This window comes from Ruegeria discodermiae (assembly GCF_030758345.1).
Classification (GTDB): domain Bacteria; phylum Pseudomonadota; class Alphaproteobacteria; order Rhodobacterales; family Rhodobacteraceae; genus Ruegeria_C.
In genome coordinates this window covers 260,591-282,994 of sequence record NZ_JAVAMO010000003.1, presented here as the reverse complement: position 1 = coordinate 282,994, position 22,404 = coordinate 260,591, and the positions used below count along the sequence as shown (strand labels likewise).

Below are 22,404 nucleotides of genomic sequence, written 5' to 3'. Positions count from 1 at the left end.
ACCCTACACAATCGGCCAGCGATTTGGCATCACCTGCAGGACGCCGCGCGCATGTCGCCGCGATTGCAACGGAGTATCCCGCGTGAGCCAGACCCAGACCAGACTTGATCTTTTCATCGACCGGATGGTCTCGCAGCGGGCCTGTCTCGACTATGCGATTGCCCTGACCTCCGGCATGACCGGCCCGGTTTTCGAGCTTGGCCTCGGCAATGGCCGAACCTATCACCATATGGCGCAGCGGATCAGCGGTCGCGATATCTACGTGTTCGAACGCAACCCCGCCGCCCATCCGGATTCGACGCCGCCCGAGGAACAGTTGATCCTGGGCGATGTGCGCGAAACCCTTCCGGCGGCGCTAACCCGCTTTGGGGCCACAGCAAGCCTGATCCATGCCGATCTGGGTGGGCATAACCGCCAAAAGAACGATGCTTTCGCGCGCTTCGTCTCGCCGCTGATCGAACCGCTTCTGGCACCCGGTGGCCTGATGGTGTCGAGCGACCGGATGTATTTCGAAGGGCTGAGCGAAGAGCCCTTGCCGCCCGAGGCCGTGCCGGGGCGCTGCTTCATCTATCGCGCGCCCTCATCGGCCACATAGAGGAGAGCCAGCATGATCTTTTACGATTGCAAGACCGCCCCCAGTCCGCGACGGGCGCGGATTTTCATCGCCGAAAAGGGGTTGGAGGTCGAATCCCGCGACGTGGCTCTGGGCGAGGGCGCACATCTGGCACCAGAGTTTCGGGCCATCAACCCAAACGCCACTGTTCCTGTGCTGGTCACCGACGAAGGCGCGGTGCTGACCGAAAACCTTGGTATCGCCGCCTATCTTGAGGCCAAGTTCCCAGAGCCGCCCCTGATGGGCGAAACGCCCGACGAAAAGGGCCTCGTTCTGATGTGGAACGCGATCATGGAACAGCAGGGTGGTGCGCCGATCGCCGAGGCGCTGCGCAACTCCAGCCCCCGCTTGGAAGGCCGCGCCATCGTGGGCCCCGTGAACTTCCAGCAGATTCCGGAACTGGCAGAGCGGGGCAGGGTACGGGTCGGACTGTTCTTCGACCTGCTCGAAAACCGCCTGTCTGAGGTGCCCTACCTCGCGGGGGAACGCTTTACCCTGCCCGATATCAGCGCGTTGGTGTTTGTTGAATTCGCCCGCGCGATCCGCATGGCCGTCCCCGATGAAAACACCGCCACAGCAGATTGGTATGCCCGCGTGAAGGAACGCCCCAGCGCCTCTCTGTAAGCTCGCCAGAGCCAATGCGCTGAACTGCCCGACCAGACTGTACAGAAATGTCTAGACAGATGTGAACAGTCTGGCTAGCGTCTCATCCGACAGGTCCAAGGGAGGCTCGGATGAAGTCGCATTACCGCGTTGTCGTGATCGGTGGGGGCGTTGTCGGCGCCTCGGTTCTTTACCATCTGGCCAAGCTGGGCTGGTCTGATGTCTGTCTGATCGAACGCTCGGTGCTGACGGCGGGGTCAAGCTGGCACGCTGCGGGCGGCATCCACGCGCTGAACGCCGATCCCAATATCGCCGCGTTGCAGGCTTATACGATCGACCTGCTGCCCGAGATCGAAAAGGAAAGCGGCCAGAATATCGGCCTGCACATGACCGGCGGTCTGACCATGGCCGGAACGCCCGACCGCTGGGAATGGCTGCAATCGGCCTATCGCGTGTTCCAGTCCATCGGGATTGAGGATTGCCGCCTGGTCACCCCCGAGGAAGCGGGCGAGTTGAACCCGATCATGTCCACCGAGGGGCTGCTGGGTGGCATGTGGGCCGACCGCGAGGGCTATGTGGATACCACCGGCACCGTCCATGCCTATGCCGTCGCCGCCAAGAAACGCGGCGCCGAGGTGATCGAACACAACCGGGTCATCGAGCTGAACCAGACCGACGAAGGCTGGCAGGTGGTGACCGAGAAAGGCACGGTCACCTGCGAGCATGTGGTCAATGCGGGCGGCCTCTGGGCCAAGCAACTGGGCCGGATGGCCGGGATCGAACTGCCGGTCTCGCCGCTCAAACACCATTACCTGATCTCTGACACCATCCCGACACTGGAAAAGCTGGACTTCGAAGTGCCGATGACGGTCGATCTCGAAGGCTTCACCTATCTGCGTCAGGACCAGAAAGGCGTGCTGCTGGGCATCTACGAGATCGACCACGAACACTGGGCCATGGATGGCGCGCCCTGGGACTACGGGATGGAGCTGTTCAACGAACAGACCGACCGGATCGAGAATGAGCTGATCCTTGGCTTCGAACGCTACCCCGACCTGCAGAATGTCGGCGTCAAGACATGGGTGAACGGCGCGTTTACCTTCTCGCCCGATGGCAACCCGCTGGTCGGCCCAGTTCCGGGCATGCGCGGCTATTGGTGCGCCTGCGCCGTGATGGCCGGGTTCCTGCAAGGTGGCGGCGTCGGTAAGTCGCTGGCCGAATGGATGATCCATGGCGAGCCCGAGGCGGATGTCTATGGCATGGACGTGGCGCGCTATGGCGATTTCGCTCAGAACAAACGCTATATTCGCGAAACCACCGGCCAGTTCTATTCCCGCCGTTTCGTGATGACCTATCCCAACGAACAGCTGCCTGCCGGTCGCCCCCTCAAAACCGCACCCGCCCATGATGCGATGACGGCGGCGGGCTGCAAATGGGGCGTCAGCTGGGATCTGGAAGTGCCGCTCTACTTCGCACCAAAGGGGTTCGAGGAAACGCCGACCCTGAAACGCTCCAACGCTTTCGATATCGTGGCGGAGGAATGCCGCACAATCCGCGAAGGTGTCGGTCTGCTCGATATCACCGGCTTTTCCCGGTTCGAGGTGACCGGACCGAATGCCGAGAAATGGCTCGACACGCTGATGGCCTCGAAACTGCCCGCGCCGGGTCGCGCCAAACTGGCCCCGATGCTGAGCGAGACCGGCAAGCTCAAGGGCGATCTGACGGTGCTGAACTGGGGCGACGGCAGCTGGTGGATCATGGGCAGCTACTACCTGCGCGCCTGGCATATGCGCTGGTTCAACGATCATATGGAAGAGGGCGTCTCGGTCCGCGATCTGGGTGAGGAGATTTGCGGCTTTGCTTTGGTTGGTCCGAAGTCACAGGCCGTAATCGAGAAAGTGGCTGAGCAGGACATCTCGGGCCTGAAATTCATGGGCTGCGGCAGCTTCGACATCGGGATGCTGCGCACCCGCGTGGCGCGCATGTCGGTCACGGGCGAGAAAGGCTACGAGATCAATTGCCGCTATGGCGATCATAGCACCTTGCGCCAGATGCTGCTGGAGGCCGGAGCAGAGGACGGCATCCGCGAATGCGGCTTCAACGCCATGCTCTCGACGCGGCTGGAAAAGAGCTTTGGCATCTGGTCGGCGGAATTCACCCAAGGGTATACGCCGGGCATGACCGGCATGGATCGCTGGATCGACTGGTCCAAGGAATTCGTTGGCAAGATGGCGGCTGAGGCCGAACGTGACGGCAACGGCCCGGCGCAACTGCTGGTAACGCTGGAGATTGACGCAGACGGCGCTGATGCCAGCGGCTATGAGCCGATTTGGGCGGGGGATGAGAAGGTCGGTTTCGTCACCTCGGGCGGCTATGGCCATACCACCGGCAAATCGCTGGCCATGGCGCTGGTGAACCGGGATCAGGCCGCGGTTGGCACCGATCTGTCTGTGCATGTGGTGGGCGTGGAACGCGCCGCGAAGGTCATCGCGCCCTCGCCCTATGATCCAGATGGCAAGGCGATGCGACTATGAGCCGACGAGGACGGCGGGCGCGGTCGGCAGAGACCCCATCACGCAAGGTGGATTACCACAACCTGCGCAATCCGTTTCCACCGATGAACGCCTTCAGCGAGGACCGGATCGAGGCGCTGCATCAGGCCTCGCTGACGGTGCTTGAGGATATCGGTATCAAGGTTCTGCTGCCCGAGGCGTGCAGGCTTTTTGCCGAGGGCGGCGCGCAGGTGGACGGCGAGATGGTCTTCATCGGGCGCGATATGGTCGAGGCCGCCATTGCCTCCGCCCCCAAATCGATCCTGATGAAAGGCGCGGTGCCGGACCGCGACATCACGCTGGAACTGGGGCGGCTGGTGTTCCAGCCCGGCGCAGGCGCGCCCCATGCCACCGACCTGGAGCGCGGTCGCCGGCCCGGCACGATCAGCGATTTCCGCGAGATGGTGCAGATCACCCAGGCCTTCGATGTGCTGCATATGGTGCCGCCTTTGGTCGAGGCGCAGGACGTGCCGGTGGAACTGCGCCATTATGCCATGACCGAGGCGGAACTGACCCTCAGCGACAAGGTGCCGTTTCTCTATTCCCGCGGCACGCCGCAGGTGATGGACGGGTTCCAGATGATCCGGGACTTCCGTGGTCTCTCGGATGCCGAGTTCCAGGCGCAGCCCTGGTGTTACACGATCATCAACACCAACTCGCCCCGCGTGATCGACATGCCCATGGCGCAGGGGTTGATCGACTTTGCCCGCGCCGGGCAGATGTCCATCGTCACGCCCTTCACGCTGATGGGGGCGATGGCGCCTGTCACTGTGGCGGGCGCGATGACCCTCAGCCATGCCGAGGCGATGGCGGCGATCACGCTCACGCAACTGGCCAAACCCGGCGCGCCGGTCTGCTATGGCACGTTTACCTCAAACGTGGACATGAAATCCGGGGCGCCTGCCTTTGGCACGCCGGAGCATTTCACCGCCTCGCTGGTGGCCGGGCAATTGGCGCGCAGGCTGGGCCTGCCCTGGCGTTGTGCCGGGGGCAGCGCGGCCAACATCAACGACGTACAAGCCGCCAATGAAACGCAATTCGCGCTCTGGGGCTGCCTGATGGCGGGGGCAACCGTGGTGATCCATTCCGCGGGCTGGCTGGAGGGCGGGCTGACCGTGTCCTTCGAAAAGATCATCACCGATCTGGAAGTGCTGCAGATGGTGGCAGAGCTCTGCGCCGGAACACCCGCCACCGATGCCGATATCGCGCTGGATGCGCTGCGCGAGGTGCAGCCCTCGGGCCATTTCTTTGGCGCGGCGCATACGATGGAACGCTACCAGACCCAGTTCTATGAGCCGCTGGTGGGCGACTGGTCGAATTTCGGCACCTGGACCGAGCGCGGCGAGGTCGATGCCAACCACCGCGCCACCGGCATCTGGCAGGGCATTGTCGAAAACAGCACCGCACCTGCACATGACCCCAACCGTATCGCCGGTCTGACCGAATTCATCGCGCGCCGCACCCAAGAGGGTGGCGCGCCGCCGGAAAGCTGAGCAACATGAACACAAAACCGATCCTGCATCGTGACGATCCCGAGGCCGAACCGCTGGTTGGCAACATAAAAGTCACCCGCGACGACTGGCTGAACGTGGCTATGGATGTGCTGATCTCGGACGGGGTCGAGCAGGTCAAGGTGATGAACCTGGCCCAACGGATGGCGGTCTCTCGCTCGTCCTTCTACTGGTATTTCAAGTCGCGCCAGGATCTGTTGGATGCGCTCTTGGCGAAATGGCAGGCCACCAACACCGCCGCCCTGATCGCGCAGGCAGAGGCTCCGGCCAAAACCATCACCGCCGCCGTCTGCAACGTGCATCGCTGCGTGGTGAACACCGATCTCTTTGATACCGCACTGGATTTCGCCGTCCGCGACTGGGCCCGGCGCGAAGGCAAGGTTCGGCGTATGCTGGACCAGTCCGACGCCAGACGTCTGGCTGCGCTACGGGCCATGTTCGCGCGGTTCGGTTATGAAGAGCTGGAATCCGAGACCCGCGCGCGCGTCCTCTATTACATGCAGATCGGCTACGATCTGGCCCAGTTGAACGAACCGCAGGACCTCCGGCTGTCACTGGTGCCGCATTACCTGTTTGTCTTTACAGGCGTTGAACCTCTGCCCGAGGAAATCGAGGAATTCACCGCCTACACCCGCAGCTTCTGGAAGGAAGATCAGCCATGAGCAACCCTGACGCAATCATCATCGGAACCGGTGTCATCGGAGCAGCCATCGCCTTCGAGATGGCCAAGGCGGGGCATAAGACCCTGTCGCTGGACCGCAACGCGCAGGTGGGCCATGGCTCCACCGCCGGGTCCTGCGCCATCATCCGGATGCATTATTCCACCTTCGACGGCACCGCATTTGCGTGGGAGGGGTATCATTACTGGCGCGACTGGGCCGCGTATCTGGGCCTGCCCGAGGATGCCGATCTGGCGCAGTTCCGCGAAACCGGCTGTCTGGTGATGAAAACCGAGGCCAATGGGTTTCTGACCAAGCATATGAAGAACTCCGCTGCGTTGAACTGCCCGTTCGAGGAACTGACGCCGCAGCAGATTGCCGACAAGCTGCCGGTCTACGCGCTGGACAGCTATGCCCCCGCCAAGCGCATGGATGATCCGGAATTTGGGCAGCCTAATGGCGGGCACCTGAAGGGCGGTGTGCTCTGGCCCAATGGCGGCTATGTCACCGATCCGGCGCTGTCGGCCCAGAACCTGATGCAGGCGGCGCGCCAGCACGGGGCCGAGGTCAGGACCGGCGCAGAGGTGGTCGAGATCCTGCAAGCGGATGGTCGTGTGAAGGGTGTGAAACTGGCCAGCGGCGAGGAAATCCACGCGCCCGTCGTGGTGAATGTGGCCGGGCCGGGCTCGGCGCTGATCAACGGCATGGCCGGGGTGCTGGACGACATGACCATCGAGACCCGTCCGCTGCGGCAGGAAGTGGTGCATGTGCCCAGCCCCGAAGGTTTCGATTTCGAGAATGACGGCCTGATCGTCTCGGACAGTGACATCGCCTGTTATTGCCGCCCGGAACATGGCAATCACATCCTGGTGGGTTCGGAAGACCCGGAATGCGACCCGCATCAGTGGTGCAAGGATGACACCCATTACGACAGCAACTTCACCGATCAATGGACCACTCAGGCGATGCGCTATGCGCAGCGCGTGCCGACACTGGGCATTCCCTCGCGGATGCGCGGGGTTGTGGACCTTTATGACGCCTCCACCGACTGGATTCCGATCTATGACAAATCCAGCCTGCCGGGGTTCTACATGGCCTGCGGCACCAGCGGGAACCAGTACAAGAACGCGCCCATTGCGGGCAAGATGATGACCGCGCTGATCGACTATTGCGAGGGCGGTGCAGATCATGATGCGAGCCCGCTGCAATTTGAACTGCCCTATCTGGGTAAACAGATCGATGTCGGCTTCTATTCCCGCAAACGTCCGATAAACGAGGAAAGCAGTTTCTCGGTGCTGGGCTAGACCAGGTTGGCCAGAACACACCGCCTTGGGGTTTGAACGCAGCGGCACGGGCGGTGCCGCTGGACCTCCTGCGGGTTCCGCCTAGTTTCTGCGGTCAGGACATGACCCGGAGGGTGCCCCGTGCCAGAGCCAGAAACCCGCGTATTGATCCTGGGCAGCGCGCCGGATGCGATTGCGGCGCGCGACTGGCCGAAAGCACCCTTCACCCATATCGTGGCGATCAACAACGCCTGGCGGGTTCGGCGCGATTGGGATTTCCTGATCCACCCCGAGGATTTCCCGTCAGCCAACCTGCCGCCCGAGCGTGCCTCCGACCAGCGGATCGTGACCGCCGCCGACTACGTGCCCGCCCAAAACAGCTTTGGCGGGTTTGTTTTTGCGGGCGGCACCATGGCCTTCACCGCAGGGTATTGGGCGCTGGCGGTTCTGAACCCGTCAGTGATCGCCTATTTCGGCTGCGACATGGTCTATCCGGCCACCGGCAAAACGCATTTCTACGGCACCGGCGCGCCCGACCCGCTGCGTGCGGACGTAACCCTGCGCTCGCTTGAGGCGAAATCGGCCCGCCTCGCGCTCTTTGCCGCGCGGCAATCCTGCCGGATGGTGCGCCTGTCGCAGAGGGAGAGCCGCCTGGTTCTGCCCTCGGTACCGCTTTCCGATCTGGGCCACGAGGCCCTGCCCGACGCCACGCAGATGACCGGGGCATTGGCCGCCGAAGGCGCGCTGGGCTATGCCGTGCCGTCGGGCCGCTATTGGGAGAGTGAGCAGACCTTCGACCCCGCCGCCATAGATGCGGTCGACCGTCTGTGGCTTGAGGCTTATGCGCGTGCCACCGGTGTGCCAATTCCCGAAAGCTCTGCCGCCACCGATGCCCGCACCTCCGATGCGGCCTCGGCGCGCACCGGACCATAGCCGCGAATGTTATCGGGGGCGGCGAGTATCCGGCCCCAGCTTTCGGCATGTTCGGGGCTGGGGTCCGCCATGGCCTGATCGATCACCCCGTCATACCAGCCCAGCAGATCCCGATGCATCCGCGCTTCGTGATGATAGCGGAACGGATTGAACACCGATCCACGCAGCCACCGCGCCGCCGCCAGCCCGCGCAGCACCGGGCGCAGCCAGCGCCCGAAGGCCCGCTTCACGGGCCGCCCGCGCGCATCCTTGCGAAAACCCAGCAGCGGCGGGGCCATGTGATAGCGCAGGCGATAGTCGCCCTCGAACTGCCCGGTCAACTCTGCGGAAAAGCGCGCGTCACTCATCAATCGCGCCACTTCGAATTCGTCCTTATAGGCCATCAGCTTGAAGAGGTTGCGGATCACGGCGCGAAGCGTTGCCTCCGGTGCATCCGGCAGCGCCGCGCGAAACGCCGCGATCCGGTTGGCGTAGCGCTGCGCATAGCCTGCATCCTGATAATCGGTGAGGAAGCTCGCCCGGCGCGCGATCATCTGATCGAGGTTTTCCTCGTCCGCCTGCGGGTCGTGATAGCCATCCAGCCGGGAGGGATCAGCAGCCATGCAGCGCCCGATGGCAAACGCCAGACGGTTGCGCTCGACCGCCACCCCGTTCAGCAGGATCGCTTGCGCCAGCGCGATACCCGAGACCGGCACCAGCCCACGCTGCCAGGCAAAGCCCAGCAGGATCACATTGGCAAAGACCGTATCGCCCAGCAGAGCCTCGCTGGCCGCGTTGGCGTCGAACCCGGCCACCTGTTCGGCACCAACCGCCGCCCGGATCGCCTCTTCGCGGGCATCAACCTTAAGCCGCGCATCGCGGCGCAGCACGATGTCGCCGGTGGGCATCTCGGCGCGGTTCAACACCACTTGCGTGCCCGCGCGATAGTGCGCCGAGGCTTTGGGCGCAGAACTCACCACGATGTCACAGCCAATCACCGCATCCGCCGCACCCTGATCGATGCGCACCTGATTGAGGTCACCGGGGCGGTCGGCCAGCCGGATATAGCTGAGCACCGTGCCGAATTTCTGCGCAAAACCGGTGAAATCCAGCACCGAGGCGCCCTTGCCCTCCAGATGCGCGGCCATGGTGATCAGCGCGCCGACCGTCACAACACCGGTGCCGCCCACGCCGGTGACCAGCAGGTCATAGGGCCGGTCCAACGCGGGTAAATCAGGTACCGGCAGGCCCTGTTCCAGCCTGTCGAGGTCCAGCGTCACCGCGCGCTTGCGCCGTGTCGCGCCTTCGACCGTGACAAAACTGGGACAGAACCCGTTCAGGCAGGAGTAATCCTTGTTGCAGGAACTCAGATTGATCCGCCGCTTGCGTCCAAACGGCGTCTCTTTCGGCTCCACGCTCAGACAGTTGGATTCGACCGAACAATCACCGCAACCCTCGCAGACCAGATCGTTGATCCAAACAAAGCGTTTGGGGTCCTCCATCTGTCCACGCTTGCGGCGGCGGCGTTTCTCGGTGGCGCAGGTCTGTTCATAGATCAGGACGGTGACACCGGGAATGTCCCGCAACTCGCGCTGCACGCTGTCCAGCGCGCTGCGGTCATGGAAACTGGTGCCCGCCGGAAAATCGGCGCGACGGAATTTCGAGATATCGTCCGAGGCGACGGCGATCCGCTCCACCCCTTCGGCGCGGCAGGTCTGGGCGATGCCTGCGACGCTGATCGGGCCATCCACCGGCTGTCCGCCGGTCATCGCCACCGCGTCATTATAGAGGATCTTGTAGGTGATGTTGGTGCCCGCAGCGACCGCCTGCCGGATCGCCAGCGAGCCGGAATGATACCAGGTCCCCTCACCGAGATTCTGAAAGATATGCTTGCCACCATTGAACTTTGACGCGCCCACATGGGGCACGCCTTCACCGCCCATCTGCGCATAGCCTGCCGTCTGACGGTCCATCCAGCTTGCCATCACATGGCAGCCGATGCCGCTGGCCGCCCGCGATCCTTCGGGGATCTTGGTCGAGCTGTTATGCGGGCAGCCGGAACAGAAATAGGGCGTCCGCGTCGCGCCCTCGACCTGGATCAGGGGCGGGGGTGTGGCGGTCAGGGCGCGGGCTTTGGCGGGCAGGTGTTCGTCGGGGAAAAACCGGTCCAGTCGTGCCGCCACGATGGGCACCAGCATCAGCGGGCTCAACTCTCCGGTCCAGGGGATCAGCGGCTCGCCATGGCTGTCATATTTGCCGACCATCTTCTGCGGCTTGTCGCCCGGCCAGTCATAGAAATACTCCTTGAACTGGCTCTCGATGATGCCGCGCTTTTCCTCGACCACCAGCACCTCGGCCTTGCCGCGCACAAAGCGCAGCGCGTTGCGGCGCGCCAGTGGCCAGACCATGGCGACCTTGTAGATGTCGATGCCCAGACGGCGGCAGGCCGCCTCGTCCAGCCCCAGCAGACGCAGCGCTTCCATCAGGTCCAGATGGCCCTTGCCGGTGGTGACAAAGCCGAACCGCGCATTTTCGATGTCATAGATCCGCCGGTCGATCGGGTTGGCCTCGGCAAAGGCGCGCACGGCGCGCAGCTTGTGGCGGATGCGGGTCTCGATCTCGGGCGAGGGCAGGTCGGCAAGGCGAATATGCAGCCCGCCCGCGGGCAGGTCGATCTGCGGCAGGATGAAGCGCCGGTCGGGGCGCAGCGTGATCGAACGTGCGCTTTCCACCGTTTCCGAGACCGCCTTGAACCCTACCCAGGTGCCTGAGAACCGCGACAGGGCCAGGCCGTACTCGCCAAACTCCAGATATTCCGCGACCGAGGCCGGGTTCAGCACCGGCATGAACCAGCTCAGGAAGGCCGCATCCGATTGATGCGGCATCGACGAACTGACGCAGCCGTGATCATCCCCCGCCACCACCAGCACACCGCCTTTGGGGGCCGACCCGTAAGCGTTGCCATGCTTGAGCGCATCGCCCGACCGGTCAAGACCCGGCCCCTTGCCATACCACATGGAAAACACGCCCTCGACCTCGCAGGCGGGGTCCAGAACGGCCTGTTGCGCGCCCAGCACCGCCGTTGCGCCCAGATCCTCGTTCACGGCGGGCATGAAGGTGATGCGATCCGCCTCCAGCCGGGACTGAGCGCGCCAGAACTCCAGATCAAGCGCCCCGAGCGGCGAGCCGCGATAGCCCGAGACAAACCCGGCCGTGTTCAGCCCGGCGGCGCGGTCGCGGCGGGCCTGATCCATCATGACCCGCACAAGCGCCTGGGTTCCGGTCAGAAACACGTTTCCCTCTGTCAGATCATAGCGATCCTGCAGGCGATAGGTTTGAAACGGCGTCTCGTGACGGGTCATTGGAAAGCCCTGCGGTCTGGTATGTGTTTCTGAAAGGATAATCCGGCAGGGGCGGAAAGGGATTTCTGGCTGTATTGAATTTCGCGGAAAATTGGGTAAATTAACCGTAAATTGCGAACAGACAGAAAAGACTGACCACACAAAGCATGATCGATGACCGCGACCGCCAGATACTGACCCTCTTGCAGCAGGATTGCCGCATCTCGAATGCGGACCTGGCCGAGGCGGTGGGCATGTCACCCTCCGCGCTTTGGCGGCGGGTACGGGCGCTGGAGGAAACCGGCGTGATCGACCGCTATGGCGCGGTGGTGAACCCCGAGGCGATGGGGCTGGGCTTTGAGGCCATCGTGCATGTGCACCTGACGCGGCACGATCCCGAAAAGATCATCGAGTTTATCCGCGCCATCGAAACCAGCGCGGCGGTGCAGGAATGTTATGCCACCACCGGTCAGGCGGATTATCACCTGCGCGTGCTGACACGCGATCTGGCCGCCTATAACCGCTTTCTGGATGAGTTTCTGTTCCGTTTGCCTGCGGTCTCCAGCGCGCAGACCAATGTGGTACTGCGCACCATCAAGCGGGGCAGGCCGGTCACGGGATAAATGTCAGGTGGCGAAGGTCAGCCAGGCCCAGACCATGGCCACATAGGTCATCTGGTGCAGGAATTGATCAAACCCGACCGCATGCCAATAGCGCGCCTGATTGGGCTGCAACTCCATCTTGTCGGAATAATGCGCCTTGCCGTAATCGATGTTGAAATGGATGAACCATTCCAGCGCGATCAGCAGCAACAGAAACGCAAGCGGAGTTCCCACAATCAGCAGCACGATGGCCGAGCCGACGGCATGCACACCGGCATGAAGGGCGCGCCCCATATGCCAATACTCTCCGCGTCCAGAGAGCATGAAAGGTGTTTGCAGGAAGTAGTCGGCGAACATGTGTTTGATCTGAAACAGAAAAAACAACAAGATCACCGTGCCGATGGTGACGGACAAAAATGCCTCCCAGACTTTCGCTTATCGCAGATTACGGGCAAATTTCAGTGGCTGTAAGTGAACTTCTTCACATTAATAGCAGAAAAATCCGTGCTATTCCATTTGCCTGTGACGATCCGTGCGGGCTACGCTGTCGCTGTGGTAGCATGGTTAAGGCGCTATATTTCAGCGGCATAGCTCATATAAATCGGGGCGGGGAACATCGAACGGACGCTTTTTCAGTTCATCTGGAAATACTCAAAGCGCGACCAGCTTATTCTGCTGGCGGTGACCTCGACGCTGTTCCCGGTGCTTTATCTGACGCTGGAACTGCCAAAACGCATCATCAACGACGCCATCGGCGCCGCCAACCCGGTGATCCAGGTCTGGGGCATGACGTTCGAGCAGGTGACTTATCTCGGCATCTTGTGCATCGCGTTCCTGCTGGCGGTTCTCGGGCACGGGCTTCTCAAGATGCGCATCAACACGATGAAAGGCGTGCTGAGCGAGCGGATGCTGCGGCGCTTCCGGTATCAGCTGATCGCACGCGTGTTGCGCTTTCCGCAGCCCTATTTCGAACGGGTCAGTCAGGGCGAGCTGGTCTCGATGGTCACCGCCGAAAGCGAGCCGATGGGCGGGCTGATGGGCGATGCGATCAGCCAGCCGGTGCTGCAGGCGGGGCAAATGCTGACCATCCTGTCCTTCCTGTTCCTGCAAAGCGTCTGGTTCGGGTTGGCGGCGATTGCGCTGATCCCGCTGCAAGCCTGGCTGATCCCGATGCTGCAGCGCCAGATCAACCTGCTGAACAAGACCCGCATTCAGGAAGTGCGCGTGCTGGCCGCCCAGATCGGCGAAAGCGCGGCGGGCGCCTCGACCCTGCGCGCCAACGGGGGCTGGCGTCACCGGATGGCGCTGGTGACCCAGCAGCTGGGCCGCCTGTTCGAGATTCGCTTCCAGATCTACCAGAAAAAGTTCTTCATGAAGTTCCTCAACAACTTCATTTCGCAACTGACGCCGTTCCTGTTCTATTCCGTCGGCGGTTATCTGGTGCTGCAGGGCGCGGTTTCGCTCGGGGCGCTGGTGGCGGCGCTGGCCGCTTATAAAGATCTGTCGAGCCCCTGGAAGGAGCTGCTGGCCTATTACAACCAGACGCAGGACATGTCGCTGCGCTGGGATGTGATCCTGGAACGTTTTGCGCCCGCCGGGATGGTCGATGAAAAGCTGTTTGACGGCGACCCCGAAGAGCGTCCGAATCTGAGCGGCGATATCGTTCTGGATCATGTCTCGGTCCGGGACGCGGATGGCAATCTGGTGCTCGATGATCTGGACATCACCCTGCAAGCCGGGGGCGTGATCGGCATCGCCGCGCCCAGCGAAGAGGATCGCCGCGCGCTTTCGGCCCTGCTGACCCGCGAGTTGCTGCCCGCCAGTGGCAAGGTCGTCGTTTCGGGTCATGACCTTTCCTCGCTGCATCAGGCGGTGCTGGCGGCGCGGATCGGCCATGCCACGTCGCGCCCGGTGATGTTTCAGGGCACTTTTGGCGACAACGTGATGATGCCGATGCGGTTCCGTCCCAATGGCACGCCGGGCGAGGATGCCGAGCGCAAAGAGGCGATCCGCGCCGGTAACAGTGCCGATTCCTATTCCGCCGACTGGCTTGATCCCGGCCTGGCCGGGCTGGAGGACGCCAAGGCGCTGCGGGCCTGGTGGCTGCGGTTGATCGAGGGTCTGGGTTCTGGCGCGGCATTGTTCCGGCGCGGCACCGAGCAGCGGTTTGACTCGCTGCTGCATCCCGAACTTGCGACACGGCTGGTTGCACTGCGCCCGAAAGTGCAAGAGGCGGTGCAGGCGGCAGGGCTGGCAGATCAGGCCTATCTGATCGATCCCGACCTTTATAACCCGGCGCTTCCCGTGGCCGAGAACCTGCTCTTCGCCACTGCGCGGGTGCCGGTCACCCGCGATCTTCTGGCGCGCCAGGCTGAGTTTCTGAGCCAGTTGCGGCAATTGGGTCTGGACGAGACGCTGGTCAGTCTGACTCAGGATGTGATCGACATGCTGCGGCAGATCTTTGGTCTGGACGGCACCGATCATCCGCTGTTCCGCAAGCTGGGTTTAGACCCAAAGACCTATGAAACCGCCATCGAGCTGATCGAAAAGACCCGCGAAAACGGCCATGCGCTGAGCGATGCCGAACTGGCCAACCTGCTGGCGGTGCCCTTCGCGATCTCGGCCGACCAGATCGGCCCGGCCTTTTCCGAAGAGCTCAAAGCGCGCATTCTGGAACTGCGCCACTCTCATTCCCAGGAGTTGATGCGCTGCATCGGCGATGTCTTTACCCCGCTTGATCCGGCGACCTTTGCGCCCGGCTTGACGGTTCTGGAAAACGCGCTCTTTGGCAAGGTCAGCCAGATGGGCGGCACAAAGGCGGATGAGCTACGCAAGCTGGTAGCTGGTGTGCTGATCGACAGTGAGGTTCAGCCGCTGGTGGTCGAACTGATCTATGACATGCCCGTCACGCTGGGCGGGCAGAACCTGTCGGCCACCTATGCCGAGCCGCTGGCCTTCACTCGCGCCACCATCAAGAAACCCGATATCCTGATCCTCGACAACGCGCTGGCCAGCTATGACATGACCACACAGATCGCGGTCTACCAGAACCTGCGCGCGCTGCTGCCCGATAGCACCGTCATCTATATCAATGACGGGTTCGAGACGCCGGATGTCTTTGACCAGTATATCGAGGTGAAGCAGGGCCGCATCGTCAGCGAAGAGGCCGAGGACATGATCGCCGAAGACGGCGTCTCTTCGGCCGACTTGACCCGCAAGCTGCGGGCACTTGAACAAACGCCGCTCTTCTCCGGGCTGGACCGCAGCCAGCTGCGCCTGCTGGCCTTTGGCGCGCGCTGGTACAATGCCGGGGCGGGGGATGTGGTGTTCCTCAAGGATGATGAACCGACCGACGGCGCCTATGTGATGATCAAGGGCGATGCCGGGCTTTACCTGCCCAAACCCGGTGAAGAAGCGGATGAACTGATCCTCACCGTCGGCCCCGGCGCGCTGGTGGGCGAACTGGCCCTGATCCGCAAGGTCCCGCGCGCGCTGAGCATGGTGGCCGAGACCGACATCACCTGCCTGCGCATCGGCGAAGAGGAATTCCTGGCCGTGGTCGAGCACGACGCTGCCGTGGCCTATAAGCTGCTGCAGGTGGTGGCGGGGTATGTCTCGAACTAGAGGCCTTGTTTCGCCGTTCGTTCCGGTGCGTGAAGCTTTCTGAATCGTCACTCCAATGGCAGCCGCATCCTGCTTTTCATCTCACCTGACAGCTTGGCCTCAAAATCTATCGGGCCAATAGCGGGGCCTTGCGCAATGATCTCGTCCAGCAGAATAGCGACCATATCGGGCAGAATCTCGGCCATCCGTTGAAACACTTTTTCCGGGTCGCGTGCGACCTGCCCGTTTGCATCACCCGCAAAGATCGGACAGGACACACCAATAACGGGCCCTGCATCGACCTCGGTGGTCATTTTATGGACGGTCCAGCGGGTCCAGGGATCAGATCGCTCAACAAGGTCCTGATAGGGTTGTGCGCCAGCACCATGCCCCGCAGGCAGGTCGGCTGGATGAAAATTGATCGCACCCAGCGTCGGAATGGCCAGTATCTCCTCGTCAAGAATCTGGCCACAGCCCGTCACAACAATCAGGTCCGGGGCGCAGTCCGCAAGCCATCGGCGAAACCAGTCGGTTTTCAATTCGCCCGTGTAGACAGGTAACCCCGACTGCAATGCCACCTCAATCAAGCTTGCCGTTTGCGTCAGCCGCGCCTCAGGCGGATAAAACCGCCAAATGCGCCTTTTCATGCTGATTTTGGCCGTTTCCTCAACCGCATCGTCGGTCGAGACGGCAAGAAGCCGTATCTTGTCGGGCCAATCTTGTTCGTAAGAGATAAGCCCGTTCAGAAGGCTCTGTCCGATGTTGAAAGCCGCAAGCACGACAATCCTCAGGCCGGTTTCCGGTCGCGCGCGTTGCTCACTTGGTGCAGGCAAGATCAATTCGCCCCAGCGCGATCCCTCGACAGCAACGAATTTCCGGTCAGGGCCATCGCTTTCAAGCACACTGTTTAATCGGCTTTGGTCCATCGAACCTGAAATTCCCTGACCTGTCAGTTGCCGTTTCGGCAAGGAGTGAAAACGCACTTTGCGCGCTGCCTGTTAGCTGAGCAATGGCTGATTTCTCGCGCCTCGATTTCTGAGCCATCGGCTCCCTATTTTGATCGATAGCATGAAACACGGCGTCACTTGGGTGGCGCGCCGCCCATGAACGCATTGCCATCCGTATAGTTGCAGGGCGCCTCCTGCATCTGCAGATGCAGCCCATCGCCCTCATAGGGATGCGCGCGGGCCAGTGCCTGATCGACCTCAATGCCGAGGCCGGGCGTGTCGGGCGGGTTCACGAAGCCGTTTTCGACCTTCAGCGTCCCGCCGATCAGGTCGGAGTGGAACGGCGTGTCGATGCTCTCGATCATCAGCAGATTGGGGATCGAGGCAGCGAGCTGGATGTTGGCGGCCCATTCCACCGGTCCGGCGTAAAGATGCGGGGCCATCTGGGCGTTATAGGCCTCGGCCATGGCGGCAACCTTTTTCATCTCCCAGATACCGCCAGCGCGCCCCAGAGCCGGTTGCAGGATTGTGGCCGCGCCCGCGCGCAGCACCGGGGCGAATTCGGCCTTGGTGCAAAGCCGCTCGCCGGTGGCGACAGGGATCGAGGTGGCGCGCGCGACCTTTGCCATTTCATCGACATTGTCGGGCGGGATCGGTTCCTCGAACCAGAGCGGGCCATAGGGCTCGATGGCCCTGGCCAGCCGGATCGCGCCGCCGCTCGAGAACTGGCCATGGGTGCCAAACAGCAGATCGGCCCGGTCACCCACCGCATCGCGGATCGCCTCGCAAAACGCAACCGACAGGGAGATGTAGCGCATGGCGGGCATATGACCGCCCCGGATCGTATAGGGCCCGGCCGGGTCGAATTTTACTGCCGTATAGCCCTGTTGCACCATCTCGGCGGCACTTTCCGCCGCCATCTGCGGCGAGGTCCAGAAACCGTCCAGCGGATGGTGGGGCAGGGGGTAGAGGTAAGTATAGGCGCGCAAGCCGTCGTTCATCCGCCCGCCCAGCAGCGCATGGACCGGGCGATCGCGGTCCTTGCCGAGGATGTCCCAGCAGGCGATCTCAAGTCCCGAAAACGCGCCGATCACCGTCAGATCGGGGCGCTGGGTGAAACCGCTGGAATAGGCGCGGCGGAACATCAGCTCGATACTCTCGGGGTTTTCGCCCAGCATATGCCGCTCGAACACGTCGCTTATCACATGGGTCATCGCCTCCGGTCCCACCGAGGAGGCATAACACTCCCCCCAGCCGGTAACACCGGTATCGGTGGTCAGTTTGACCAGTATCCAGTAGCGCCCGCCCCAGCCCGGCGCGGGCGGAGCGGTGATGATCACGTCGAGGTCCTGCAGTTTCATCACTCTTCCTCCGATATGCGGGGATCAGCCCGCAGCCCCGTCCCGGTCAAACAGGATCACGTTGCGCTTGGCGCTGCCGGTCTTGGTGTCTGCAATCGCTTCGTTGATCTGATCCAGCCGCCAGCGGCCCGAGATCAGCTCGTCCAGTTTCAACCGCCCCTGCTGGTAGAGGTCGATCATCCATGGAATGTCCCGCTGGATCACCACATCGCCCATTTTCGACCCGATCATGCCTTGCCCGATGGCGGCGAGGATCACCGGCTCATAACTAGCCTGCGCGCCGGAATGCGGCATGCCGATCATCACGACGCGCCCGCCGCGCCCCAGATAGCGCGGCGCCTGCTCGTAGGCCGGGATCGCGCCGACCGTGACCAGCACCGCATCTGCGCCGCGCCCGCCCAACGCCTTGTAGGAGGCTTTCCACGGCGCGTCCTGCGTGCCCAGAACACCATGCGTGGCGCCGAATTCCTTCGCGATCTCCAGCTTTTCCTCGCTCATGTCGACGGCCACGATCCGGCGGGCACCGGCGATACGCGCGCCCTGAATGGCGTTGAGGCCGACACCGCCGGCCCCGATCACCACCACGTCCTGCCCGGCGCGCAGCTTGGCGGCGTTGACCGCTGCGCCGACGCCAGTGATAACGCCACAGGACAGCAGGCAGGCGGCCTCGCGGGCCATATCCGCGGGGATTTTCACGATCTGGCGGTGGCTGACCACGACCTTTTCCGCAAACGCGCCGCAGGCCATCGCTTGATCCACCGGCGCGCCACCCGCATCCTTCAAAGGTCCCGCCATCGTGTCATGCGGCGTTTCGCAGAGTGTGGGCGCGCCGCCCGCGCAGCTGGGGCAATCGCCGCAGGCACGGATCAAGGTAACCACCACCGAATCGCCCAGCTTGAAATCGCCGCAGGCATCGCCCGTCGCGGTGATGACTCCGGCGGCCTCATGGCCATAGATGGCGGGCAGGTTGCCGCCCCAGGCGCCCTCGGCGAAGGTGATGTCGGAATGACAGATGGCGACCGCGTCCAGCGTCACCTCGACCTCTCCCAGACCGGGCGGGGCCAGCGTCACCTCTTCGATGATCAGCGGTTCCCCAAATGCGCGGCAAACCGCGGCCTTGATTGTTGCCATGAAACTCTCCCCTGCTTCGGGTCAACGGTGGACCGGGGAATGGGGCTTCGCAAGACGGAAATCGTCAAAACCGGGTCGCTGCTAGACCTCTCGTCGGGGCACCCGCAGAAAAACGACCAAACCAACCGCCATCAGACCCAGCGCCAGCAGGAACGGCGCGCCGGGCAGGAAGACGGGCGCGCCTTGGCTGGTGAAGGCGGCAAACACACTGGTCATCATGAGCGGCGACAGGACCATCGACAGGGCCTGAACGGCGGCCATGACGCCCTGCAACTCTCCTTGCTGGTCGTTGGCCACGCGTTTCGACATCATGGCCTGCAAGGTGGGCGTAACCACGGCCCCGAGCGCGGTAATCGGGGTGAACAGCAAGGCAAAGAGGCCGCTGGTGACAAAGGCCAGCACGCCGAAGCCCAGAAATTCGAACAGGTGGCCATAGATCACCGTGCGCCGCTCGCCGAACCAGCGGGTGATGTAGCGTAGCAAGCCGCCCTGAACCAGCACCAGGGCGGTGCCATAGACGCCCAGCGACAAACCGATCATCTGCGGTGACCAGTCGAACCGTGCCAGCGTGAAATAGGCCCAAATCGCCGGATAGACATAGATCGCAATCGAATAGAGCAGATAGACCCAGAGCAGCCCGGTGATCCCCGGTATCTGCATCATGGCCCGGAATGCGCCCAGCGGGTTGGCGCGCCGCCAGGTGAAGGCGCGCCGGGTGGCGTCGGTCACGGTTTCCGGCATCACGAACCAGCCCAGCACGAAATTCAGCCCGGCCAGCAAAGCGGCAGCATAAAACGGCGCGCGGGTGCCCATCTCGGCCAGCAATCCACCGATCATCGGACCGATCACAAAGCCCACGCCAAAGGCGGCGCTGAGCAGGCCGAAATTGGTGGCCTTTTCTTCGGGTCTGGACTGATCTGCCACAAAGGCCGCCGCCGTGGCATGGGTGGCCGCCGTGATGCCGCCCACGATCCGTCCGATCAGCAACAGCCAAATCGAGCCCGCCACCGCCATCACAAGATAATCCAGCGCCATTACAATCAGCGACACCAGCAGGATCGGGCGGCGGCCATAGGCGTCCGAGAGGTTGCCCAGCACCGGCCCGAACAGGAACTGCATCACCGCAAAGACGCTGCTGAGCACGCCGCCCCAGAGCGCAGCATCCCCCAGCGTGCCGCCTTCGACCTCCAGGATCAGGGTTGGCATGATTGGAAAGATCAGCCCGATCCCCATGGCGTCGATGACCACGGTGGTCAGGATGAACACCAGGGGCAGACGCATCAGGGCTCGATATGTCCGATTTGTGTCAGGAATTCCGTGATGAGCGCGGCGTATTCTTCGGGCTGTTCAACGCAGGGCAGGTGGCCCGCGCGGCGGATCAGCTTGAACTCCGACCCCGGTATCAGCCCGACGGTTTCGCGCACCAGATCGGGCGGGGTGGAGCCATCCTCGGACCCGGCGATGCCCAGCGTGGGCAGGCGCAACCCGCTGGTGGGTGTATAGAAATCAGTGCCTGAAATGGCGGCGGAACAGCCCAGGAACCCCTCCAGCGGTTGCCGGATCAACATATTGCGCCAAAGCGTCAGTTCCGGCGTGGCGCGGAAGGCGCGGGAAAACCAGCGCTCCATCGTGGCATCGGCCAGCGCCTCGATCCCGCCCGCGCGCGCGGCGGCGATGCGCTCGTCCCACATGGCGGGCATACCGATCTTGGCCGCCGTATTCGACAGAACCAGCCCGCGCACCAGATCCAGCCGCTTCACTGCCAGCCCCTGCGCGATCATGCCGCCAATGGACAAACCCACGAACACGCAATCACGCACGCCCAGATGATCCAAAAACTGCTCGGCATCGCGCACCAGCGCGCCCATCGCATAAGGCCCGTCCGGCACCGAAGACAGCCCATGCCCGCGCTTGTCATAGCGGATGATCTTCAGCCCTTCGGGCAGATGTGGCAATATCGGGTCCCAGAGCCGCAGATCGGTGCCCAGCGAGTTGGCAAAGACCACCGGCGCGCCATCGGGGTCGCCATCAACGCGGTAGTGCAGCTGCACCGCACCCAGATCGGCCATCTGCATCGGCATCACCCTTTTTGTCCGTTGTCCAGCCGGACATGGGCCATGATCTGCCCGTGATCCGAAGCCAGCTTGTTATAGGGCGCCTCGGGATGGCTGCCATCGGTCAGGTGGTCGTTGAAGACGCTGAAATACTCCATCTCGCCGATCGCATTTGCATAGGCATTGTCAAAATGGCGCGACATGAAGATCTGGTCGATGCTCTCATAAACGCCGCCAAAGGCTGAGGTATAGACCATGTCGCGCAGGGATTTGCGGATGAACATCTTTTCCGCCGAGCGCAGGCGCACCCGGTCGACCGCTTCGGTGATCTCGCGGTTTTCCTTCGGCGTGTAGCGCTGATTGGGGTGCTTGGCGTCATGGCGCAGCATCCAGGAATAGTTCTTGAATGGCACCTCGCCGGCGATGATCTCGGAGCTGGCGGCATGTTCGCCATCGTTGAAATCGCCCAGCACCATCACCGGATGTCCCTTGTCCAGTTCCGCCACGATCTCGCGCCTGAGCACCCAGGCCTCGGCCATCCGCCGCAGGGCGGCGCGCAAGGACCCCATGGCGCGGCCCACCGGATCGTAAGAGGTCAGCACGGCCTCGGGGGCAAATTCGGCACCTTCGGGGCGGGGATATTCGCCCAGTTTCGATTTCAGGTGGCAGTTGAAGACGGTGATCACCGTGCCGCCCACCGCGATGCGCACCTTGAGGATCGGGCGCGACAGCCGTTCCAGCCGGAAATGGCCTGCATCTCCACCACCCAGCGCCGACATCGGAATCTCTACCGGCTTGTCGAGTAGCTGGATGACCTGGGGGTCTTCGGTAAAGCCATAGCGCGACAACACCGCCAGACCGGGCCGCCGCTCGCCGGGCGCGCCATCATTGATGTTGGGGGCAAAGGCCAGCATCGCCTGCTCATACCCGCCAAAAGCCAGTTTCCGGAAGATCGCCTTGCGGTGATAGCGTTTCGAGGCATCGGGGATGGTCGCCTCATTGGCCGCCATGCCACGCTGGTCGGTCTCTTCGATCACCTCGCGCAGGGTCTCGTCGTCAAAGACCTCTTGAAAGCCGACGATATCAGCATCCATGGTCAGCAACTGGTCGGCTAGCCAGTCTTTTTTCCAGGCGTATTCCTCTTCGGTGTAATGCTGAAACCGGTAATATTCCTGATCCGCGCCGATCAGGTTCTTGACGTTGAAAGAGGCAATGGTGAACCGGGTCATGAT

The 22,404-nt window shown here is 62.7% G+C and carries 17 protein-coding genes; 9 read left to right on the top strand and 8 right to left on the bottom strand.

What is annotated here, in order from left to right:
* The first annotated feature begins 82 nt into the window (after positions 1 to 82).
* From Q5Y75_RS10525 to Q5Y75_RS10495, 7 genes are all read left to right on the top strand, one after another.
* Positions 83 to 595, top strand: a complete 513-nt coding sequence (locus Q5Y75_RS10525) for a class I SAM-dependent methyltransferase (RefSeq protein WP_306197028.1) — start codon at positions 83 to 85, stop codon at positions 593 to 595.
* A gap of 12 nt (positions 596 to 607) precedes the next feature.
* Positions 608 to 1,237, top strand: a complete 630-nt coding sequence (locus Q5Y75_RS10520; protein WP_306197027.1) for a glutathione S-transferase family protein — start codon at positions 608 to 610, stop codon at positions 1,235 to 1,237.
* A 110-nt stretch (positions 1,238 to 1,347) separates the two neighbouring features.
* A complete protein-coding gene (locus Q5Y75_RS10515) occupies positions 1,348 to 3,750 on the top strand; it encodes a GcvT family protein (protein WP_306197026.1) in 2,403 nt (800 codons plus the stop codon).
* Positions 3,747 to 5,261, top strand: coding sequence for a trimethylamine methyltransferase family protein (locus tag Q5Y75_RS10510; protein WP_306197023.1), 1,515 nt, complete (start codon positions 3,747 to 3,749; stop codon positions 5,259 to 5,261). Before Q5Y75_RS10515 ends, Q5Y75_RS10510 begins: the two co-directional genes overlap by 4 nt.
* A gap of 5 nt (positions 5,262 to 5,266) precedes the next feature.
* Positions 5,267 to 5,941 carry a TetR/AcrR family transcriptional regulator gene (locus Q5Y75_RS10505; RefSeq protein WP_306197021.1) on the top strand — a complete coding sequence of 225 codons (675 nt, stop codon included), beginning with the start codon at positions 5,267 to 5,269 and terminating at the stop codon, positions 5,939 to 5,941.
* A complete protein-coding gene (locus Q5Y75_RS10500) occupies positions 5,938 to 7,242 on the top strand; it encodes an NAD(P)/FAD-dependent oxidoreductase (protein WP_306197019.1) in 1,305 nt (434 codons plus the stop codon). The genes Q5Y75_RS10505 and Q5Y75_RS10500 overlap by 4 nt, the downstream gene beginning before the upstream one ends.
* A 120-nt stretch (positions 7,243 to 7,362) precedes the next feature.
* The gene (locus Q5Y75_RS10495) at positions 7,363 to 8,154 is read left to right on the top strand and encodes a hypothetical protein (RefSeq protein ID WP_306197017.1); all 792 of its coding nucleotides are present in this window, start codon (positions 7,363 to 7,365) and stop codon (positions 8,152 to 8,154) included.
* Here the strand turns inward: Q5Y75_RS10495 and Q5Y75_RS10490 are convergent.
* On the bottom strand, positions 8,061 to 11,495 hold the full coding sequence (locus tag Q5Y75_RS10490; RefSeq protein WP_306197015.1) for an indolepyruvate ferredoxin oxidoreductase family protein: 3,435 nt from the start codon (positions 11,493 to 11,495) through the stop codon (positions 8,061 to 8,063). The two genes, Q5Y75_RS10495 and Q5Y75_RS10490, sit on opposite strands and share 94 nt — an antisense overlap.
* 146 nt (positions 11,496 to 11,641) lie before the next feature.
* Between Q5Y75_RS10490 and Q5Y75_RS10485 the strand changes: the two genes are divergently transcribed.
* Positions 11,642 to 12,097 (top strand): Lrp/AsnC family transcriptional regulator, encoded by a 456-nt coding sequence (locus Q5Y75_RS10485; RefSeq protein ID WP_306197013.1) that lies wholly within the window; start codon positions 11,642 to 11,644, stop codon positions 12,095 to 12,097.
* Between the two features lie 3 nt (positions 12,098 to 12,100).
* On the opposite strand, the gene Q5Y75_RS10480 is transcribed toward Q5Y75_RS10485, so the two are convergent.
* Entirely contained in the window at positions 12,101 to 12,490 is a 390-nt protein-coding gene (locus Q5Y75_RS10480; RefSeq protein ID WP_306197011.1) for a DUF3307 domain-containing protein, read from the bottom strand.
* A 186-nt stretch (positions 12,491 to 12,676) separates the two neighbouring features.
* On the opposite strand from Q5Y75_RS10480, the gene Q5Y75_RS10475 reads away from it, so the two are divergent.
* Positions 12,677 to 15,700: an ABC transporter transmembrane domain-containing protein gene (locus Q5Y75_RS10475; protein WP_306197258.1), complete on the top strand. Its 3,024-nt coding sequence runs from the start codon at positions 12,677 to 12,679 to the stop codon at positions 15,698 to 15,700.
* A 47-nt stretch (positions 15,701 to 15,747) separates the two neighbouring features.
* On the opposite strand, the gene Q5Y75_RS10470 is transcribed toward Q5Y75_RS10475, so the two are convergent.
* The 6 genes from Q5Y75_RS10470 to Q5Y75_RS10445 all read right to left on the bottom strand — a co-directional run bounded on the left by Q5Y75_RS10470 (position 15,748) and on the right by Q5Y75_RS10445 (position 22,401).
* The gene (locus Q5Y75_RS10470; protein WP_306197008.1) at positions 15,748 to 16,512 is read right to left on the bottom strand and encodes a formyltransferase family protein; all 765 of its coding nucleotides are present in this window, start codon (positions 16,510 to 16,512) and stop codon (positions 15,748 to 15,750) included.
* A gap of 248 nt (positions 16,513 to 16,760) precedes the next feature.
* Positions 16,761 to 17,987, bottom strand: a complete 1,227-nt coding sequence (locus Q5Y75_RS10465) for a mandelate racemase/muconate lactonizing enzyme family protein (RefSeq protein ID WP_306197006.1) — start codon at positions 17,985 to 17,987, stop codon at positions 16,761 to 16,763.
* A gap of 24 nt (positions 17,988 to 18,011) precedes the next feature.
* Positions 18,012 to 19,118 (bottom strand): Zn-dependent alcohol dehydrogenase, encoded by a 1,107-nt coding sequence (locus tag Q5Y75_RS10460; protein ID WP_306197004.1) that lies wholly within the window; start codon positions 19,116 to 19,118, stop codon positions 18,012 to 18,014.
* 81 nt (positions 19,119 to 19,199) lie between these two features.
* Positions 19,200 to 20,399, bottom strand: coding sequence for a TCR/Tet family MFS transporter (locus tag Q5Y75_RS10455; protein WP_306197002.1), 1,200 nt, complete (start codon positions 20,397 to 20,399; stop codon positions 19,200 to 19,202).
* Positions 20,399 to 21,193 carry a 3-oxoadipate enol-lactonase gene (gene pcaD, locus Q5Y75_RS10450; protein ID WP_306197256.1) on the bottom strand — a complete coding sequence of 265 codons (795 nt, stop codon included), beginning with the start codon at positions 21,191 to 21,193 and terminating at the stop codon, positions 20,399 to 20,401. The genes Q5Y75_RS10455 and pcaD overlap by 1 nt, the downstream gene beginning before the upstream one ends.
* A gap of 5 nt (positions 21,194 to 21,198) precedes the next feature.
* On the bottom strand, positions 21,199 to 22,401 hold the full coding sequence (locus Q5Y75_RS10445; protein WP_306197001.1) for an endonuclease/exonuclease/phosphatase family protein: 1,203 nt from the start codon (positions 22,399 to 22,401) through the stop codon (positions 21,199 to 21,201).
* Positions 22,402 to 22,404: the final 3 nt, after the last annotated feature.

Bases quoted from the DNA above. Each gene is read 5' to 3' on its own strand.
- Q5Y75_RS10520 (WP_306197027.1), top strand. From the start codon at position 608: ATGATCTTTTACGATTGCAAGACCGCCCCCAGTCCGCGACGGGCGCGG.
- Q5Y75_RS10515 (WP_306197026.1), top strand. From the start codon at position 1,348: ATGAAGTCGCATTACCGCGTTGTCGTGATCGGTGGGGGCGTTGTCGGC.
- Q5Y75_RS10510 (WP_306197023.1), top strand. From the start codon at position 3,747: ATGAGCCGACGAGGACGGCGGGCGCGGTCGGCAGAGACCCCATCACGC.
- Q5Y75_RS10505 (WP_306197021.1), top strand. From the start codon at position 5,267: ATGAACACAAAACCGATCCTGCATCGTGACGATCCCGAGGCCGAACCG.
- Q5Y75_RS10500 (WP_306197019.1), top strand. From the start codon at position 5,938: ATGAGCAACCCTGACGCAATCATCATCGGAACCGGTGTCATCGGAGCA.
- Q5Y75_RS10490 (WP_306197015.1), bottom strand. From the start codon at position 11,495: ATGACCCGTCACGAGACGCCGTTTCAAACCTATCGCCTGCAGGATCGC.
- Q5Y75_RS10485 (WP_306197013.1), top strand. From the start codon at position 11,642: ATGATCGATGACCGCGACCGCCAGATACTGACCCTCTTGCAGCAGGAT.
- Q5Y75_RS10465 (WP_306197006.1), bottom strand. From the start codon at position 17,987: ATGAAACTGCAGGACCTCGACGTGATCATCACCGCTCCGCCCGCGCCG.
- Q5Y75_RS10460 (WP_306197004.1), bottom strand. From the start codon at position 19,118: ATGGCAACAATCAAGGCCGCGGTTTGCCGCGCATTTGGGGAACCGCTG.
- Q5Y75_RS10455 (WP_306197002.1), bottom strand. From the start codon at position 20,399: ATGCGTCTGCCCCTGGTGTTCATCCTGACCACCGTGGTCATCGACGCC.
- pcaD (WP_306197256.1), bottom strand. From the start codon at position 21,193: ATGCAGATGGCCGATCTGGGTGCGGTGCAGCTGCACTACCGCGTTGAT.
- Q5Y75_RS10445 (WP_306197001.1), bottom strand. From the start codon at position 22,401: ATGACCCGGTTCACCATTGCCTCTTTCAACGTCAAGAACCTGATCGGC.